The sequence below is a fragment of the Hymenobacter sp. BT188 genome (genome assembly GCF_014333585.1).
Taxonomy (GTDB): Bacteria; Bacteroidota; Bacteroidia; order Cytophagales; family Hymenobacteraceae; genus Hymenobacter.
Map to the genome: position 1 here is coordinate 24569 of NZ_JACSCW010000003.1, position 16766 is coordinate 41334.

Sequence of the window (16766 nt, forward strand, 5' to 3'; positions counted from 1 at the left end):
TTTATTAATCTGACGGTGAGTTTGATACGTTAAAATAGTAGGTATTATGTAATTCAGTAAAACCGCATGTTGTCTGGCCCGTAAGCTCGACAGATGGAGCACAGTTCACCCGCCCGTTTTCACGCCGCCCAAGAGGCCACAGCCGCTCCTCCACTCATCCGGCTAGTAGCGGTGCCACCCACGTCTGAGCTATTCGTCTCGGTTATTATTCCGGCCAAAGACGAAGCGGAAAACCTGCCTTTGGCCTTGGCAGCGTTGGCAGACCAAATTGATTTGCAAGGCCGGCCCCTGCCGATGCGCAGCTATGAGGTTATTGTGCTGGCCAATAACTGCCACGACCAGACTGCAGCCGTAGCGCGGGCTTTTGCCCGGCTCCATCCCCAGTTTAACCTGCACGTAGTCACCGTAACGCTGCCACCGGCTCAAGCGCACGTGGGAGGCGCCCGTCGCCTGCTCATGGATGAAGCTTGCCACCGGCTGGAGGCCGTAGGGCAGCCAATGGGCCTAATTGCCAGCACCGACGCTGATACGCAAGTGAGTAAGACCTGGCTTGCGGCTATGATGGCCGAAGCCGCTGTCGGAGCCGAAGCAGTTGGGGGCCGTATTCTGACTACGCCTTCCGCAAGCCTTGAAGCCTCAGTACGCCGCTATCACTTGCGCGATGCTTCCTATCAGCTATTACGCACCCAGTTGGAGCATTTGCTTGATCCTGATGCGGCTGACCCTTGGCCGCGCCACCATCAGCACTTCGGCGCAAGCTTAGCGCTTACGGCTCGGGCGTACCGCCGCGTGGGCGGGCTGCCAGCTGTTAATTTTTTGGAAGATGAAGCCCTGGTGCGGGCCCTGCGCCGCCACGATATCAGCGTGCGCCACAGCCCGCAGGTGCGCGTGTTTACTTCTGATCGGCAGGATGGGCGGGTGGACGTGGGCCTTTCGTGGCAGCTGCGCGTGTGGGCCACGATGAGCGCAGAGCAGCATGAGCCCCTAGTTGAAAGCGGCTCCTACTTATTTACGCTATGGCAGGCCCGGCAAGCGTTACGCACTCATTGGCAGGCTAGCCGCACTAGTTTGCCCGCCGCTATTGGAAATCACGGCTTTAGCAATGAGTTGGCAACTACGCTCCACGTGCCGGTAGTTGGGTTGATAAAAGCGTTTTATCGGGTCTCCACCTTCGGAGAGCTATGGGAATGGGTGCAGATGCAGCAACACAAAACAGCACGCTGGACTCGCCGTTGGCCTTTGGTCCCCTTGAGCCAGGCCCGCATTGAGCTACGGCAGCTTATTGGGCAGCTGGGGGGCTAAATTTTCTCCAGCAAATCCAGCCGGTACTGCTCGTGGCGCTGGCCGTGTAGATGGTGCAAGGGGCCATTATTCGAGGATTTTTGCAGAAAGAAAGCGTGTACCTCATCTCCTGTGAGTGGGTAATCATGCACAGGTGGAGTCCAATGCACAAGCAATAATTGCCCCCCAGACGCTAAGCCAGCCACTATTTGGTCGGTGGCACGTGTCAGATCAGCTGATGACCAGTAGTAGCCGACTTCGGATACCACAATTAAATCGAACATGGACGGCGCTGGAAATTCTTCGGGTACACGCAGCAGCCGAAACTCTACCTGCGGCAAGTGCGCGCACCGCTGGCGGGCACGTAGCAAGGGCGCTTCCGCAACATCTACCGCCAACAAATGCCCACATCGAGCCGCCAACTGTTCGGTGAGCACTCCCAAAGAGCAGCCAATTTCAAAGGCCCGCGCGTATTGCGAATGGGGCAGAGCAGCTAGCGTTGTAGCGTATTTCTCCCGCTCGTAAGTGCTAGTTTCAAATCCCCACGGGTCTTCGTTGGCCCGATACACGTCGTCGAAGTAGGCTGGGGGCAGGGTATTAGGCTGATTTGGGTTCATAGCAATGCAGAACTATTCTCCGATTTGAATTCGAGATAGACTTCAAATGGCTGGGCAAAATGTGCCAGCATAGAAGGCGAAAGCTGAAAGCCAGTGGGGTCGTCGTCAATCAGATCGGTAAGCTGGGAACGGTGGGCAGCTATGGCTTGCTGTTTTTGATATAGGACTGAAGTGATGTCCAGACGCCAGCCGGCTACCTCACCCGGTCGGGGCAAATCGGTCGGCTTGGCGCGCTCCCATGCCCATACTACGTATTCTAAGAGGCGAGGTGGCGTGGCTAGTTGAGCTAAAGCGGCCTGCAGGAGCTGACTAGTAGCGCGGTGGTCGGGGTGCGGGTCGCGCCGCCAGGGGGCCAGTACGGTAGTGGGAGAGAATTGACTGATACGCATCAATAGCTGCTCCGCGGCTGCTTCAAAGCCTGCTGCGCCCGCAGTTGGTATGTTCCCATCGGCCAAGCCCAAGTAGTGCGGAGCCGTTGTGATACCCAAGGCAACTAACGCTGCCTCAAACTCCGCTTCCCGTAACTGCCGACGAGCCGCCGGCGGGTATTTCTGCGAATTGGGGTGCGACATGGTGCCATCCGTAACTAGAATGGCCATAACCGGCACTTGGGCTTGGCGCAAAAGGGCCAGCAAGCCGCCGCAACCCAAGGATTCATCATCGGGGTGGGGGGCAATAACTATTGTTGAACCGAGTTGGGGGGCAAATTCTGCCGGGCGCAGGGGCAAGTCGGCAAAAGAGAACGGTGAGATTTCGAGCATATGCGAAGCGGCGACCCGCGCAACTAGCGCCAAAGCCGGTGAGCGGGTTCCGTTTGAGCTAACGCAAAACGGCCGGCATCAGCTATAGCCGCGTCGGGGGCGGGCTGGCGCAGATAGTGAGTCAGGTCGCGGTGAAGGCGTTCAAAGGGCTCAGGACGAAGCAGACCACGAGCACCCACGCAGCGCTCCGCTATTTGCAGCACCCGCAGGCAGATGTCTTCAATGGCCGTACGTACCAAGTTGGCGTACGCCACGGTAGCTGTGGCGTCGAGGGAAGCCGTAGCGCGAGCAGCATGGTCAGCGGCGCCGCGCAGCCACAGATTGCCGCCTTCTATAAGCCCTGCCAACTCGCCTAGGCGCATTTGCTGATAGGGGTCATCAGTGCGGTTAAGTTCCTGTAAAAAGCGTCTGGTCTCGTTGAAAACCGCCTCAGCCGCGCCTAGCTGCACTGCCGCAAACCGAATGGCGCCCCCACTGAAATCGGGCTGCTGATAATAGTTTCCGGGCTGGCCCACCAAATCTTCTGTACTGATTTCCAGTCCGGTCAAATCGACCCGAAAGCTGGCAGTGGCCCGCATGCCCAGCGGCTGCCAGAAGCTAGCGTCGAGCGTGGGGGGCATTTCGTCGGTTGGCAGAATAAACATCTGCCAGCCACCATCGGGCAAAGCACCGGTAATGAGGGGGCGCGTCACGTGGCCCGCACCCGAGCCAAACGTTTTGCTGCCTACCAAACGAAAATGCCCCCCAGCCTGCGGCTCTAGGCGCACGCCATCATTGGCCTGCGTATTCCAGACGCCAAATAGGTGGCCGGCGTGGGCATCTTCTGCCCAGCGTCCGACCTGTTTGGGTTGGGCGTAGCGCTGCATCAATTGCAACGCGTTCACATGGCCTTCATACACGCGCCCAACGGCTAAGTTGCCGCGGCCGATATGCTTCAGGGTTCTGAGTAATGTAAGGGTGTGTAGAGGCAAGTGCAGATTGGCGCCACCAAGCGCTTCGCTTAGAGGCGCCGTGAGTAGGTTTGCTGCGCGCAGCCAAGTGAATTCTGTCACCGGAAAGCCGCCTTCCTGATCCGACGCTGACGCCTGTGCTGCCAAGCGGGCCGCTAATTCGGCCGCAGCTTCCTCGGGTGCTAGTGAGCCAGCCGGAGCCGCAGCAACTGGCAAAATACGCTCTGTAACCTGTTCAGCTAGCATACACAACAGTAAAGTAGAGTTAGCTCAACTGTTTTAGGCTCGTTTAGGTTTGGTATATGTTGAAAAAAAGGTAGTTATGAGAAGCCAGTACTTCTATAAAAGGGTGGTATCATAATTCCCTACCCGAAAGAATTTGGTAGGGGCAAAGGCGGGGACCTACCTTCGTACTGTCATTCTTTCAGCCCAAGCCCCTTTGCCATGTCGTCTCAGCCCATTCGCTCCGCGCTTATTTCTGTTTATTACAAAGACCGTTTAGAGCCGCTGGTAGCGGTGCTAAAGCAGCACGGTGTAAAACTGTACTCTACGGGCGGAACACAGCAGTTTTTGGAAGATCAAGGCGCTGATGTAACAGCGGTTGAAAGCCTGACCGGCTTTCCCGCCGTGTTCGGTGGCCGCGTCAAAACGCTGCATCCGAAAGTGTTCGGTGGCATTTTGCAGCGTCGCCACGAAGCCGGTGATACCAAGGAGGCGGAGCAGCACGAAATCCCGCCCATCGATCTGGTGATAGTGGACCTGTACCCGTTCGAGGAAACGGTGGCTTCGGGCGCGCCGGAGGCCGATGTGATTGAAAAAATTGACATCGGCGGCATTTCTTTGCTTCGAGCCGCCGCCAAAAACTTCCGCGACGTACTCGTCGTCAGTGGCCGCGACCAGTATGAATCTGTAGCCCAACTGCTCACTGAGAAAAATGGCGCTACCGATCTAGAAGACCGTCGGCAATACGCCGCCGCCGCTTTCGCTGCTACCTCGCATTACGACACTCAGATTTTCAATTACATAAGCCAAGGAACCGACCTGGGGGGCAAATCTTTGCGCGTAAGTCAGCAGCCGGCTACGCCCCTGCGCTACGGCGAGAACCCGCATCAGGCAGGCACGTTCTACGGTGACTTGTCGGCTCTCTTCGATCAGCTGCATGGCAAGCAGCTTAGCTACAATAACTTAGTAGACGTAGATGCTGCTGTGGCTCTGATGGCTGAATTTGAGGATGGCCAACCTGCCTGCGCTATTCTCAAGCACACCAATGCCTGTGGCGTAGCCCAAGCCAACACGCTCCACGACGCCTATCTGCAAGCTCTTGCCTGTGACCCGGTGTCGGCTTTCGGAGGCGTTATCATTGTGAATAAACCTGTTGACGAAGCTACGGCTGAAGAGCTAAACAAGCTGTTCTTCGAAGTGCTCATTGCACCGGAGTTTGGCGAGGCGGCGCTGCCCATTCTGCAAAGCAAGAAAAACCGGATTCTACTGCGCCAAAAGCCAGTTGCATTGCCTGTTAAGCAGATTAAAACCCTGCTCAACGGCATTGTAGAGCAGGACTTTGACCGCCAAACGGAATCCGCCGCTGATTTCAAGATCGTTACTAAATCAGCGCCTACGGCCGAAGAAACCGAGGCGCTCGTATTCGCGGCCAAAGTTTGCAAGCACACCAAGAGCAATACCATCGTGCTGGCGCGGCCGGGCCAACTGCTGGCTTCCGGTGTAGGCCAGACCTCGCGGGTAGATGCCCTCAAACAGGCTATCGAGAAAGCCAAAGCGTTCGGCTTCGATCTACAAGGCGCTGTTATGGCCTCCGACGCCTTCTTTCCCTTCCCTGACTGTGTGGAAATTGCGGGTCAGGCTGGCATTCGGGCGGTGGTGCAGCCCGGCGGCTCCATCAAAGATCAAGACAGCATTGCCGCCTGCGACCAACTCGGCATGGCCATGGTCATGACGGGCGTACGGCATTTCAAGCATTAAAGACTTGAAATATAGGGAGTCACGCAGAAAAATTTGCGTGACTCTTTAAGTAGGCATCACCGTACTACTGTGAATGCTGGGGGGCTTTTTTGCCACAATTCTGGCGCTCTTTTTTCGTTAGAGGGCCGGTTTAACTACGGCGTGTCGTAATTTTTACTGGTAGCGCTTCCGTCAAACTTCCGTACTTTTGCCCCCTATTTGCGTGGCGCAACCCGCGCATTATCTTCTAATTGCCGTAAAAATCAATGGGTTTTTTTAACTTCCTCACCAGCGATATCGCCATTGACCTGGGAACGGCCAATACCCTCATCATTCACAACGACAAAATCGTGGTGGATGAGCCGAGCATCATCGCCAAAGACCGCACAACCAATAAAGTAATTGCCGTGGGCCGGCAAGCGCAGCAAATGCACGAAAAGACTCACGACAACATTCGCACCATCCGGCCTTTGAAGGACGGCGTAATTGCCGATTTCCACGCCGCCGAGGAAATGATTAAGGGCATGATTAAGATGATTGACACGCGCAATCGTCTGTTTCAACCCTCGCACCGCATGGTGATTTGCATTCCTTCAGGTATTACCGAAGTAGAGAAACGCGCCGTACGTGACTCCGCTGAGCACGCCGGGGCTAAGGAAGTCTGGATGATTCAGGAGCCGATGGCCGCCGCTATCGGTATTGGCATTGACGTGGAGCAACCCGTGGGTTCCATGATTATTGACATCGGGGGCGGTACTACTGAAATTGCGGTAATTGCCCTTTCCGGTATCGTATGCGACCAGTCAATCAAGACGGCCGGTGACGTATTCAATCAGGATATTCTGGATTATATGCGCCGCCAGCACAACCTGCTGATCGGTGAGCGCTCAGCCGAGAAAATCAAAATTGAAGTAGGCGCGGCCCTCACTGAGCTGGACGTGACGCCGCCCGACTACGAAATCCGGGGCCGCGACCTGATGACGGGTATTCCAAAGGTGATTAAAGTAACGTCTTCTGAAATCGCCATCGCCTTGGATAAGTCGGTAGCCAAAATTGAGGAAGCAGTACTAAAAGCCCTGGAAATTAGCCCCCCAGAGCTATCGGCCGACATTTACGACAACGGAATTCACCTTACCGGTGGTGGTGCGCTGCTCCGCGGCCTCGATAAACGCCTAGCTGCCAAAACCAAGCTCGCGATTCACATCGCCGAAGACCCGCTGCGCGCTGTAGTGCGCGGTACGGGCGCCACAATTAAGAACTTGCAGGGTTTCCGTAGTGTTCTTCTTTCATAGGCAGCTAAACAAGTAAATGGCTGGGGATTAAGTGGTTGCTTGTTCTGCTTTTGAACAGCCAGTCATTTAGTCTCCAGCCTTTTGCTACATTAAGCTCAACCATTTAACTCTTTGCTTCTTTTCCTGTGCGTAATCTTTTCACCTTCATTTTCCGCTACCGGGGCATCCTGGTGTTCGGGCTATTGGAGGTGCTTAGTTTGTACTTGTTGATCAGAAATAGCTCGTATCAGCGGGCCGCATTCTTCAATTCTGCTAATGCCTACGCCGGCCGAGTGCTGGAGATGCGCACCCAGGTGCTGGATTATTTTCGGCTAGTCGATGTGAACCGGGGCTTGGTGGCCGAGAACGCAGCCTTACGCCAGCAGCTGTACCGCCCCGACCTAGCAGGCCGCTTACCCGATAGTCTCGCGCCCGTGGAGCCCCTGCGCCCAGCCCGCCGCGATTCTATTCTGCTCGGTTTGCGCCAGCTGCCCGCCACCGATCCTGATTACCCGCTCATCCCGGCCCGCGTGATCAGTAACACCCGCCGACGAGTTGATAACTATATAACTATCAATGCCGGCACCCGTGAGGGCGTGCGGCCGGGGATGGGCATACTGTCAGCCGATGGGGTAGTGGGCCGGGTGAAAGTAGCCAGCGAGCACTATGCTACGGCCACCTCCGTATTGCATTCTAAAACAGTTATTTCAGCCAAGATAAAGCGCGACGGTACCGAAGGCGGCATTAAGTGGTTGGGCGACGACGCGGCCCACGTGCTTCTAGACCAGATTCCGCGGCAGAATGAGCTAGTGCGTGGCGACACTGTCTTGACTTCCGGCTACAATGCTGTATTTCCGGAGGGGGTGATGATTGGTACAATTGACGCCTTCAGCAAGGAGCCAGACAAAGACTTCTGGACGATACGCGTGCGGCTGGCTGTGGACTTTTCGCGCCTGACCTACGTGTACGTGGTAAATAGCCGCCCCAAAGCGGAGCGTGACACGCTGCAAGCTAGGGCCGGAGCCAAACCAGAAGAGGAAGAGGAGATTTTAAAGCCATGAGAGAAGCCGGCGGACTAGTACTACACCTGATTTTGCTGGTTCTGTATGTGCTGTTGCACGTACTGGTGGCGAGCAAGCTGGTGCTATTTGATCTGGGCTGGTGCTTTTTCTACTTGGGCTTTTTGCTGTTTCTACCTATCACCACGCCTATCGTCGTGCAGCTGCTTTTGGGTTTTACGGTGGGCATCACCATGGATATTTTCTACGATACGGGTGGGGTGCACGCTGCCGCTGCGGTGCTAGTGATGTACTTGAGACCGTGGGTATTGCGCTTGCTTACACCCCGTGATGGCTATGATGCCGCCGACGCGGTAAATGTGCACTTAATGGGGTGGCAATGGTTTCTGGTTTACCTGATTTTACTGGTCAGTATACACCACCTCGCATTTTTTCTGTTAGAACTGGGAAGTTTTCAAATTATTGGTGTTACGCTGATTAAAGTGGTAGTAAGCACCTTGTTCACGGGCATCACGCTGCTGATTGTACAGATGCTGTTCTTTCCGTCGCGCCGAAGCAAAAGGTAGGAGCTGGGGTGGGCCACTCGTCTTACAGACTAGATAGTGAGCCTTTGTGTTGTGTACCTTTGTAAACCCAGATAATAGGCTGGGGGGCTTTTTATCCAGTTTCTTTCGCTTTGCAATACCTTGAAGGTCGTAAGTATGTGGTGCAGACCATTTTCGTGGTCGTAGCCCTACTGTTTGCGGCGCGCTTATTCTACATTCAGGTGCTCGACGGCAGCTATAAGCTGGCCGCCGACCGCAATTCCTTGCAGCGCATCGTGCAGGTGCCCTACCGTGGCCTCATCTTCGACCGCAACGGGAAGCTGATGGTGCAGAATACACCGGTGTATGATCTGATGGTAGTGCCTCGCGAAATAAAGCAGCTCGATACCGTCCGCTTATGCGAGCTCCTTCAGCTGCCCATCGAGGAGTTTCGCCTCGCCCTAACGGCTGCCAAAACCTATTCGCGGGTAAAAGCCTCGCCTCTGATTCAGAATCTAAGCACGCCGGAGCTGGCTGCTATTCAGGATAACCTGATTGATTTTCCGGGTTTCAGTATTAGGGCGCACATGGCCCGTTCCTACAAAACGGAGAATCTGGCGCACGCCTTGGGCTATGTAGGCGCCATTACCCCTAAACTGTTAGAAAGTCCTAAATACGCCAAGTACATTGCCGGTGATAACTTGGGAATCACAGGCTTAGAGTCTTTCTACGAGAAAACGCTGATGGGGCGCCGCGGGGTGCAATATCGCATGGTAAATGTGCGCGGTATTGAGAAGGGCGCCTTTCGGGATGGGGAGTACGACACGCTTTCCATAGCTGGGCTAGACCTACATACCAGCATCGATAGCGAACTGCAACAGTACGGCGAGATGCTCATGGCCCAAAAGCGGGGCTCTATCGTAGCCCTCGACCCTAAAACGGGCGAAATTCTCGCCTTCGTTTCGGCCCCGTACTTCGAGCCCGCTCGGCTCAGCGGTAAGGGCATGGGCAACCGCTATATGGACCTGCTCAACAACCCCGACCGGCCCCTTTTCAACCGGCCCCTGATGGCGACTTACCCGCCGGGTTCGGTGTTTAAGCTAGTTAACGAGCTGGTTGCCTTGCAAATGGGAGTAGTAACCCCCTACACTAGTTTTCCGTGCAATCAGCGGTTAGTGAAATGCACTCACCGCCACGAGCCTCCGACCAATGTGGGCATCGCCATTAAGCAGAGCTGCAACCCTTATTTCTATCAAGTGATGCGCACAGCCATCATGCGCGGCCGCTCCAGCAACCCCAAGGAAGATGCTCGCTTGGGCCTGGCCGAGTGGCGCCGACAGGTGATGTCATTCGGGCTGGGCCAGCAGCTAGGTGTCGATCTGGGCTCGGAGCGGAAGGGCTCTATTCCATCGCCGGAACTTTACGACAAGATGTACGGCCGCCACGGCTGGAACTTCCGCACGATTTACTCTTTAAGCATCGGGCAGGGCGAAATTGGTATTACGGGTCTGCAGATGGCCAACATTATGGCTACTATCGCCAACCGCGGCTATTATTATACACCTCATTTCGTGCGTGGTATAGGTCAGGGTGGGCCTTTGCCGGAGTATAAGGAGCGCCATTATACCAACGTTGACCCCCAGCACTTCGACGCCATTATTCCGGGTATGCAGGCGGTGGTAGAAGGCCGCGGTGGCACCGGCAATCTGGCTAGTCTGGCACAATTCGGTATTTCGGTAGCCGGCAAAACAGGTACTGTGCAAAATGCTCACGGTCCCGACCACGCTACCTTCGCAGCCTTCGCGCCCGCCGAAGACCCCCAGATTGCCATTGCTGTGTTTATCGAAAACGCCGGTTTTGGAGGTAGCTCTGCGGCCCCTATGGCAGCCTTGATGATGGAAAAATACCTGCGTGGCAAAGTGGAGCGCACCCAGTGGGAAACCTGGTTAGAGGGCGATGCTTCCAAGTTTATCAGAAAGCGCTGACGAAACCACAAGGTAGTCAGCGCCAGATACAGTCGTTTTTGAATAACCAAAATGCCCTCTTCACCCGCCAGATACAGTCGCAGCCTTGATTGGGTAACCATCGGCATTTATGCCCTGATGGTGGGCTTAGGCTGGCTGAATGTGTACGCTGCCAGCTACTCGCCAGATGCACCCGCCGGCTTTGCCGGCCAGAGCTTTCAGGAACTGATGGCCAATAACTGGTTTAAGCAGATTGTCTGGATCGGGACGGCCGTGGTGCTGATGGTCATCTTGGTGGTAGTCGACTACAAGGCTTACGATACGTTCGCCTACGTTTTCTACGCCGTGGTGGTCTTGCTGCTGCTCGTTACGCTGTTTATTGCGCGGCCTATTGCGGGTTCCCGGTCGTGGCTGGAACTGGGCCCGGTACGCTTGCAGCCGGCCGAGTTTGCCAAATTTGCCACCGCCCTGGCCGTCTCGCGCTTTATGGCGGGCATCAATCTGCGTCACCAGAACTGGCGCGACCAGGCCGTGCTAGCCGGCATGACCCTGTTGCCGCCGCTGCTGATCATCGCCTCCAACGAAACCGGTCAGGCGCTCGTGTTTGGCGCGTTTCTGCTGGCTTACTTTCGCGAGGGAATGTCCCCGCTAATTCTCATTATTCTAGCTGCTGCGGGCGTCATTCTGATTCTGGCTTTGCTGATTCCCAAACTCTGGCTCATTGGGGGTATCACCCTTATTCTGGGGGGCGTTTTTTTAGTTAATTCGCGGGTGATGCGTCACCATTTGCCCTTAGCGTTGAGTGTGTGGGCGGTAGTAGTCGGGATGGTTTTCGGTGTCGACTTTTTCTTTAATCAGGTGCTCCAGCCCCACCAGCGTAAGCGCATCGAAGTCCTTATCAATCCGTCGGCCGACCCGCTGGGCGTGGGCTGGAACGTGACCCAATCCAAAATTGCCATCGGCTCAGGTGGTCTGATGGGTAAAGGCTTTCTGGAAGGCACTCAAACAAAATTCGATTTTGTGCCCGAGCAAAGCACCGATTTTATCTTTTGCACCGTAGGCGAGGAGTGGGGCTGGATGGGCAGCATAGTGGTTATCATCCTGTTCATGGCTCTGCTGATGCGCCTGGTATACGTGGCGGAGCGTCAGAAATCGGTGTTTGGGCGAACCTACGGCTACTGCGTAGCCAGTATTTTCTTCTTCCACTTCGCCGTCAACGTCGGCATGACCATCGGTTTGGCGCCAGTAGTAGGTATTCCGCTCCCGCTGTTCAGCTACGGGGGCTCCTCGCTCTGGTCGTTTACTATTCTGCTGTTTATCATGCTGGCAATTGATGCCTACCGCAAGCAGGACTTGGTGCGCTAAACATGAGCGATAGAGCCTTATAAATAGCCATACAGAAGCATAAAAAATCCCCCTAGCAATTTGCTAGGGGGATTTTTTATGCTTCTCTACGCAAACTTGCGGTCAATGAGCTTTAGGAGCCGGCCGACGTGCTCCTCCTTGCGCGTCCAGTCGTATTTGGCGGACAGGTCTTGGGTCACGTAGCGTTTAGCCGATTCCGGATCATTGAATGTATCAAGGTGCTGGATGGCAGTATGATACTCCATATTTTCCCCATTAAACAGCTCGTTGATAAAGCCAAACCGCTGATTAATAGATATCGCCTCGCGGAGCGATTCCACTCTGGGGGGCTTTTCCGCCAATGTAGCTCCGGCTTTTTCCGGTCGCAGTGTTTCGCTGAGCGGCGCAGTAGCGGAGCGCTCCGCTTTCAACTTTTCGTACAGTGGTACACTTGTAGGGCTCGCTTCCGTGAGCGGACGGCGAGGCGCTACAATCGGCTCATGAACCGGCTTGGGTTCAGGGGTTGGTGCTGGCGTGGGTACGAAAGCTGGTGTGGGCACAAAAGTAGGCGCAGCTACAGACGGCTGGGGGGCATTTTGCACCGGAATAGGTGTCGGGGCTACTGCAACTGGAGCGACTACTGGTTCTGGAGTGTTCGCTGGCTCATTAGGGCGCGCTGGCTCTGCTACTTGTACTGGTTCTGGCTTAGGCGCAGGCTGCGGCTGAACCGGGTGAGGTGTTTCCGCAATGGGTGCAGCGGGTGCACGCACGGGGCCATCAGCCCATAAATCAGCCTCAGTTAGCGGAAGCAAAGCGCTGAATTCTGCTACCAGTTTTTCCATTAACTGATGGCCTTTATAAGTAGCCTCCTGATGCAGCCGAAAGCGCTCCAGCAGAAATTCGCGCTCCAATGGCGCTTCTGGCGAGAGGCTGTCGATAAACTCCTCGAACAAGTCTTTATTCAAATCCAGATACCGCAAAGCATCACGCAGTTGCGCCGCCGTAGCAGTCGGTTGATCACCCAGCAACTTCTCTTCAAACGTCAGCACCGGATCGGTTACAACGCCCAGTGTGTCGGCTACGGCACGAGCTAATAATGGCTCAAAAGCTCCCCGCGTCAGCCGGATGCGGCGCGAAAGCGTGTTCATAAACTGGGTGAGAGCCTGCCGCACGTCGGGAGCCTCAAAGTCGAAGTAGGGGCTACGCAATCGAGCCATTTCGGCCGTCCACTGGGCCAGCAATTGCTGTACAACCAACAAATTTACCTGCCGAATAGGGGTGAAACGCAGCACTGCGGGGCCATCGAGAGTGCCAGTGGGCTGGGGGCCAAAATGCTGGTCGCAGAGGTGAGCGGCCAGCCGGCGGCCATAGTGTTCGCGCTTGGCGTGGCTATATTTGTCCTTCATTTTAGATCCTGATTCAATCGGCAATTTAGGGAAAGATGCCTAGTCTAACCGTGCAAAACTTGTCAGGCGCTGTAGTGGCGGTGCCCACTGGCTCCACCTTGCTGGCTGCCTTGCAAGCCGCCGGCCACGACTGGATGCACGCCTGTGGCGGCAAAGGCCGCTGCACCACCTGCCGTTTGGAGGTACTTAGCGGCGCGAAAAACCTAACGCCCGATACCGATGCAGAATTGCGTTATCGTCGTGCCGGTCGTCTGCTGCCGCATGAACGGCTCACGTGTCAAACGCGTTTGCTTGAGGGTGAATTAACGGCCCGAGTGCCCGAAGCTACCAAGCTGCCGCACGTAACATACAGTTCCAAATAAAACCCAAGAATCACCGGCACGGCGCGGACTTAGGAAGTGCATAACGCACAGCCGACTAGCGCTGCATAGAATATATTTCCAGATTGTAGTCCTTGAAGCTACACGCTGAAAGCCTTACTTTAGAGGTTTAAAGCAAAGCCAGATCATTCGCTGCTGGCTGTTCATAGCAAGACCTTATGTTTCTAGAACCCCGCGTTGGCACCAACCGCGAGGCCCCTCGCCGGGGCTGGATCGAGGTGGTGTGCGGCTCCATGTTTTCGGGCAAAACCGAGGAATTAATTCGTCGCTTAAACCGGGCCACCATTGCCCGGCAGCGCGTTGAAATCTTCAAGCCCGCCCTTGATACCCGCTACCACGAGCACGATGTAGTATCGCACAACGCGAACAGCATCCGCTCTACGCCCGTGGCTTTGGCCCAGGAAATCCTGCTCATGACCAGCGGCTGTGATGTAGTGGGGATCGACGAAGCGCAGTTTTTCGACGAGTCGCTGGTGGAAGTGTGCGTGCAGCTTGCTAACCGGGGCACCCGCGTCATCGTAGCCGGCCTCGATATGGACTACGCCGGTAAGCCTTTCGGTCCGGTGCCCGCCCTCATGGCCGTGGCCGAGTACGTGACCAAGGTGCACGCCGTGTGTATGTGCTGCGGCGAACTGGCTTCCTACTCATTTCGCATTGCTGCTTCTCAGGATAAGATTTTGCTCGGCGAAACTGATTCGTACGAAGCGCGCTGCCGCCCTTGCTTTTTGGAGGGAATGAAGGAAAAAAGTTCTCCAACGCGCGTTACCGCCAGCCACGACTCTCTGTAGCCCAAAGCCAGCATTAGGCCAACTACAGACGAGGTCTGGGGGACTTTTTGTAGCTGTATCTTTCTGCTGCGTCGCGCCAAGCTAGGCTTTGTGTATCTTCAGTTTTCGCCAATGACCTATCTGCTCCGTACCTGCCGTTGGCTCAGCTTTGTTGCTATCTGGCTTTGTAGCCTGACCTCAGCTGTCGCTCAGGGACCCGTAGGCTTTGGTGACTGGCAACTGCATTTGCCCACCAACCAGGCCAAAGCCGTAACCGATACGGATAAGCGGGTGTATGTGGCCACCGAAAACTCTTTCTTCTACTTCGATAAGGAACTAAACACAACCCGCCTGCTTTCCCACCGCGACGGGCTCAACGACGTAGGCGTCAGTACGGTAGCCTACGATTCGGTTAGTCAACAACTGCTGATAGCTTATAATAGCGGCAACCTGGATGTACTGCGGGCCAATGGCTCTATTCAGAACATAACAGATATTCTGAGGGCCCAGATTACTCAAGCCAAAACCGTTAATCACATAAATTTTAGCGGTCCCCGCGCTTACCTGGCATGTAGTATCGGCTTGGTCGTGCTTGATATGACGCGGCTGGAAGTGCGTGATACTTATGTCAATATCGGCCCCGGCGGGCAGGCAGTGCAGGTATACGCCAGCGCCGTGCTCCGCGACTCTGTGTATGCCGCTACTTCAGCGGGCCTGTTGCGGGGCCGTCTGACCGATAACCTCGCCAACTTCCGCAGCTGGACCATCGACCTGCCTGCGCGGGCTGGCAATCCGTTTCGTACGCTCGCTACCTATAACGAGAAAGTATACGCGGGTGTCAATGGCGACCAGCTATACCGATTTGTGGGCGGCCCCGGAGCAGGCAGAGGCTGGCAGCCGGTAGCTGGCTTCGCTGGGGGGCAATTTCGTCAGCTCACAGCCTCGCGGGCTGGCTTATTGGTAGTTGGGCTAGATAACCTGTCAGTGCTTGACCGCCCAGGCGGTACAATTCGTACCTATCGTAATGCGCTGCTGCGTGATACGCGGGCTGCGGTTCGCTCCCGCGACGGCGCGTTTTACGTGGCCGATTTTCATAATGGCTTAGTAAAAACAACCGGCGCTCAGCAGTTCGAGAACTTTGTATCGAACGCGCCAGCCAGCGCCCGATCTTTCAGTGTGTACAGCGATGCAAGAACGGGGATTACTGATGTCTTCAGCGGCGGTTTTTCCGACAGATTTCTGCAAAATGGCTCTTTCGGCGGCTTCTTTGAATACAAGGAAGGGCAGTGGACCAATATTACGCCCCAAACGCTGCCTGACCGCACCCAGTACCCTAATTTTCAGGACCCTTCGCATGGTGTGCGAACCCCCGACGGCACGCTGTACATTGGCAGCTACGGCAATGGCATATTGGAGTGGAAGGGGCCCGGCAGTTTTCGTCAGTTCACCTTTGGAAGCGGCAGCAACCCGTTAAGGACGGCGCTGGCTCCGCCTAAATTCTCCAACGTCGACCCGAACTATACTCGCATCACTGACCTAACCGCTGATGCGGAAGGAAATGTGTGGGTAGTAAACCGGCATGAGTTTGCAGGCGTGCCTGGGGTGCATGTTTTCAACCCCATAACTACCACCTGGCGCTCATTGCCATATTTTGCCGGAGTCGAGAATCTCAACGGCATTGTGCTCGACAATAATGGGTACGTATGGCTGTCTACCTCGCGCCAGCCTACGGGCAACGGTGTTATAGCTTACGACGAAAACACGCGCACTCCACGTTATTTTTCTACTGCCAACGGCCTGCCTTCCAACGATATCTATGATATGGTGAAGGACCGGCAAGGAAGCATCTGGGTGACAACCAGTGCCGGTGTAGCCGTGCTTACCGACCCTAGTCAGACCTTTGTAGCTGGTTCGGAGGAGGTGTTCCTAAAGCCTGTTATTCAGCGCGGACCGCAGGCCAGCCTCAACTTTCCGGCGTTGAATAGCGATGTAGTGCGTTGCGTGGCCGTGGATGGCGCCAACCGTAAGTGGTTTGGTACTGACCGCGGATTGTGGCTATTCACTGAAAGCGTAAATGAGGCGCTGCTCAATTTTACCACCGACAACAGCCCTTTGCCTTCCAATCGTATTCTGGATGTAGCCGTGAACGACCGCACGGGGGAGGTATTTGTCGTAACGGATGCTGGTGTTGTGTCTTATCGAGGTTCGGCAACCGTCACGGAAGGCAAGCCCTCGTGTGCCAAAGTATTCCCCAATCCTGTACGCACCGACTTTACGGGCCAGGTGGGTATTTCGGGCTTGGCAAATAATGCGGTCATCAAAATCACGGACGTAACGGGCAAACTCGTTTACCAGACCCGCGCCAACGGCGGCACTCTTACCTGGAACCTAGCCGACTATAACGGCCGCAAAGTGCAATCGGGAGTGTATATGGTATTGTCTTCTGATGCTGATGGCAGAAACGCCTGCATAAGCAAAATAGCCGTAGTAGCTCGGTGATTTATTGCCGTGTTTTGGTGTTAA

The 16766-nt window shown here is 55.4% G+C and carries 14 protein-coding genes; 10 read left to right on the forward strand and 4 right to left on the reverse strand.

Features of this window, described 5'->3' with window-relative positions:
• The first annotated feature begins 93 nt into the window (after positions 1-93).
• The gene (locus H8B13_RS08250) at positions 94-1302 is read left to right on the forward strand and encodes a glycosyltransferase (RefSeq protein WP_187310346.1); all 1209 of its coding nucleotides are present in this window, start codon (positions 94-96) and stop codon (positions 1300-1302) included.
• On the opposite strand, the gene H8B13_RS08255 is transcribed toward H8B13_RS08250, so the two are convergent.
• The 3 genes from H8B13_RS08255 to H8B13_RS08265 are packed head-to-tail and all read right to left on the reverse strand — an operon-like array spanning position 1299 to position 3855.
• Positions 1299-1898 carry a class I SAM-dependent DNA methyltransferase gene (locus H8B13_RS08255; protein WP_187310347.1) on the reverse strand — a complete coding sequence of 200 codons (600 nt, stop codon included), beginning with the start codon at positions 1896-1898 and terminating at the stop codon, positions 1299-1301. The two genes, H8B13_RS08250 and H8B13_RS08255, sit on opposite strands and share 4 nt — an antisense overlap.
• Positions 1895-2659, reverse strand: coding sequence for a PIG-L deacetylase family protein (locus H8B13_RS08260; protein ID WP_187310348.1), 765 nt, complete (start codon positions 2657-2659; stop codon positions 1895-1897). Before H8B13_RS08260 ends, H8B13_RS08255 begins: the two co-directional genes overlap by 4 nt.
• A gap of 23 nt (positions 2660-2682) precedes the next feature.
• Entirely contained in the window at positions 2683-3855 is a 1173-nt protein-coding gene (locus tag H8B13_RS08265; protein ID WP_187310349.1) for an acyl-CoA dehydrogenase family protein, read from the reverse strand.
• 198 nt (positions 3856-4053) lie between these two features.
• Here H8B13_RS08265 and purH point away from each other — a divergent pair, with 198 nt between their 5' ends.
• From purH to rodA, 6 genes are all read left to right on the forward strand, one after another.
• Positions 4054-5589 carry a bifunctional phosphoribosylaminoimidazolecarboxamide formyltransferase/IMP cyclohydrolase gene (purH, locus tag H8B13_RS08270; RefSeq protein WP_187310350.1) on the forward strand — a complete coding sequence of 512 codons (1536 nt, stop codon included), beginning with the start codon at positions 4054-4056 and terminating at the stop codon, positions 5587-5589.
• Positions 5590-5834: 245 nt separating this feature from the next.
• Entirely contained in the window at positions 5835-6860 is a 1026-nt protein-coding gene (locus tag H8B13_RS08275; RefSeq protein ID WP_084444085.1) for a rod shape-determining protein, read from the forward strand.
• Between the two features lie 125 nt (positions 6861-6985).
• The gene (gene mreC / locus H8B13_RS08280) at positions 6986-7900 is read left to right on the forward strand and encodes a rod shape-determining protein MreC (protein WP_187310351.1); all 915 of its coding nucleotides are present in this window, start codon (positions 6986-6988) and stop codon (positions 7898-7900) included.
• Positions 7897-8424 carry a hypothetical protein gene (locus tag H8B13_RS08285; RefSeq protein WP_187310352.1) on the forward strand — a complete coding sequence of 176 codons (528 nt, stop codon included), beginning with the start codon at positions 7897-7899 and terminating at the stop codon, positions 8422-8424. The genes mreC and H8B13_RS08285 overlap by 4 nt, the downstream gene beginning before the upstream one ends.
• A 110-nt stretch (positions 8425-8534) precedes the next feature.
• Positions 8535-10367: a penicillin-binding protein 2 gene (gene mrdA / locus H8B13_RS08290; protein ID WP_187310353.1), complete on the forward strand. Its 1833-nt coding sequence runs from the start codon at positions 8535-8537 to the stop codon at positions 10365-10367.
• A 51-nt stretch (positions 10368-10418) separates the two neighbouring features.
• Positions 10419-11711 carry a rod shape-determining protein RodA gene (gene rodA / locus H8B13_RS08295; protein WP_187310354.1) on the forward strand — a complete coding sequence of 431 codons (1293 nt, stop codon included), beginning with the start codon at positions 10419-10421 and terminating at the stop codon, positions 11709-11711.
• 86 nt (positions 11712-11797) lie between these two features.
• Here the strand turns inward: rodA and H8B13_RS08300 are convergent, their stop codons facing one another.
• Entirely contained in the window at positions 11798-13096 is a 1299-nt protein-coding gene (locus H8B13_RS08300; protein WP_187310355.1) for a hypothetical protein, read from the reverse strand.
• Between the two features lie 35 nt (positions 13097-13131).
• Between H8B13_RS08300 and H8B13_RS08305 the strand changes: the two genes are divergently transcribed.
• The 3 genes from H8B13_RS08305 to H8B13_RS08315 all read left to right on the forward strand — a co-directional run bounded on the left by H8B13_RS08305 (position 13132) and on the right by H8B13_RS08315 (position 16742).
• Positions 13132-13458, forward strand: a complete 327-nt coding sequence (locus H8B13_RS08305) for a 2Fe-2S iron-sulfur cluster-binding protein (RefSeq protein WP_187310356.1) — start codon at positions 13132-13134, stop codon at positions 13456-13458.
• Positions 13459-13634: 176 nt separating this feature from the next.
• Positions 13635-14264 (forward strand): thymidine kinase, encoded by a 630-nt coding sequence (locus H8B13_RS08310; protein WP_187310357.1) that lies wholly within the window; start codon positions 13635-13637, stop codon positions 14262-14264.
• 111 nt (positions 14265-14375) lie between these two features.
• Positions 14376-16742 (forward strand): two-component regulator propeller domain-containing protein, encoded by a 2367-nt coding sequence (locus tag H8B13_RS08315; protein ID WP_187310358.1) that lies wholly within the window; start codon positions 14376-14378, stop codon positions 16740-16742.
• Positions 16743-16766 lie beyond the last annotated feature (24 nt).

Excerpts from the sequence above, each read along its gene's own strand:
- H8B13_RS08250 (WP_187310346.1), top strand. The coding sequence starts at position 94 with ATGGAGCACAGTTCACCCGCCCGTTTTCACGCCGCCCAAGAGGCCACA.
- H8B13_RS08255 (WP_187310347.1), bottom strand. The coding sequence starts at position 1,898 with ATGAACCCAAATCAGCCTAATACCCTGCCCCCAGCCTACTTCGACGAC.
- H8B13_RS08260 (WP_187310348.1), bottom strand. The coding sequence starts at position 2,659 with ATGCTCGAAATCTCACCGTTCTCTTTTGCCGACTTGCCCCTGCGCCCG.
- H8B13_RS08265 (WP_187310349.1), bottom strand. The coding sequence starts at position 3,855 with ATGCTAGCTGAACAGGTTACAGAGCGTATTTTGCCAGTTGCTGCGGCT.
- purH (WP_187310350.1), top strand. The coding sequence starts at position 4,054 with ATGTCGTCTCAGCCCATTCGCTCCGCGCTTATTTCTGTTTATTACAAA.
- H8B13_RS08275 (WP_084444085.1), top strand. The coding sequence starts at position 5,835 with ATGGGTTTTTTTAACTTCCTCACCAGCGATATCGCCATTGACCTGGGA.
- H8B13_RS08285 (WP_187310352.1), top strand. The coding sequence starts at position 7,897 with ATGAGAGAAGCCGGCGGACTAGTACTACACCTGATTTTGCTGGTTCTG.
- rodA (WP_187310354.1), top strand. The coding sequence starts at position 10,419 with ATGCCCTCTTCACCCGCCAGATACAGTCGCAGCCTTGATTGGGTAACC.
- H8B13_RS08300 (WP_187310355.1), bottom strand. The coding sequence starts at position 13,096 with ATGAAGGACAAATATAGCCACGCCAAGCGCGAACACTATGGCCGCCGG.
- H8B13_RS08305 (WP_187310356.1), top strand. The coding sequence starts at position 13,132 with ATGCCTAGTCTAACCGTGCAAAACTTGTCAGGCGCTGTAGTGGCGGTG.
- H8B13_RS08310 (WP_187310357.1), top strand. The coding sequence starts at position 13,635 with ATGTTTCTAGAACCCCGCGTTGGCACCAACCGCGAGGCCCCTCGCCGG.
- H8B13_RS08315 (WP_187310358.1), top strand. The coding sequence starts at position 14,376 with ATGACCTATCTGCTCCGTACCTGCCGTTGGCTCAGCTTTGTTGCTATC.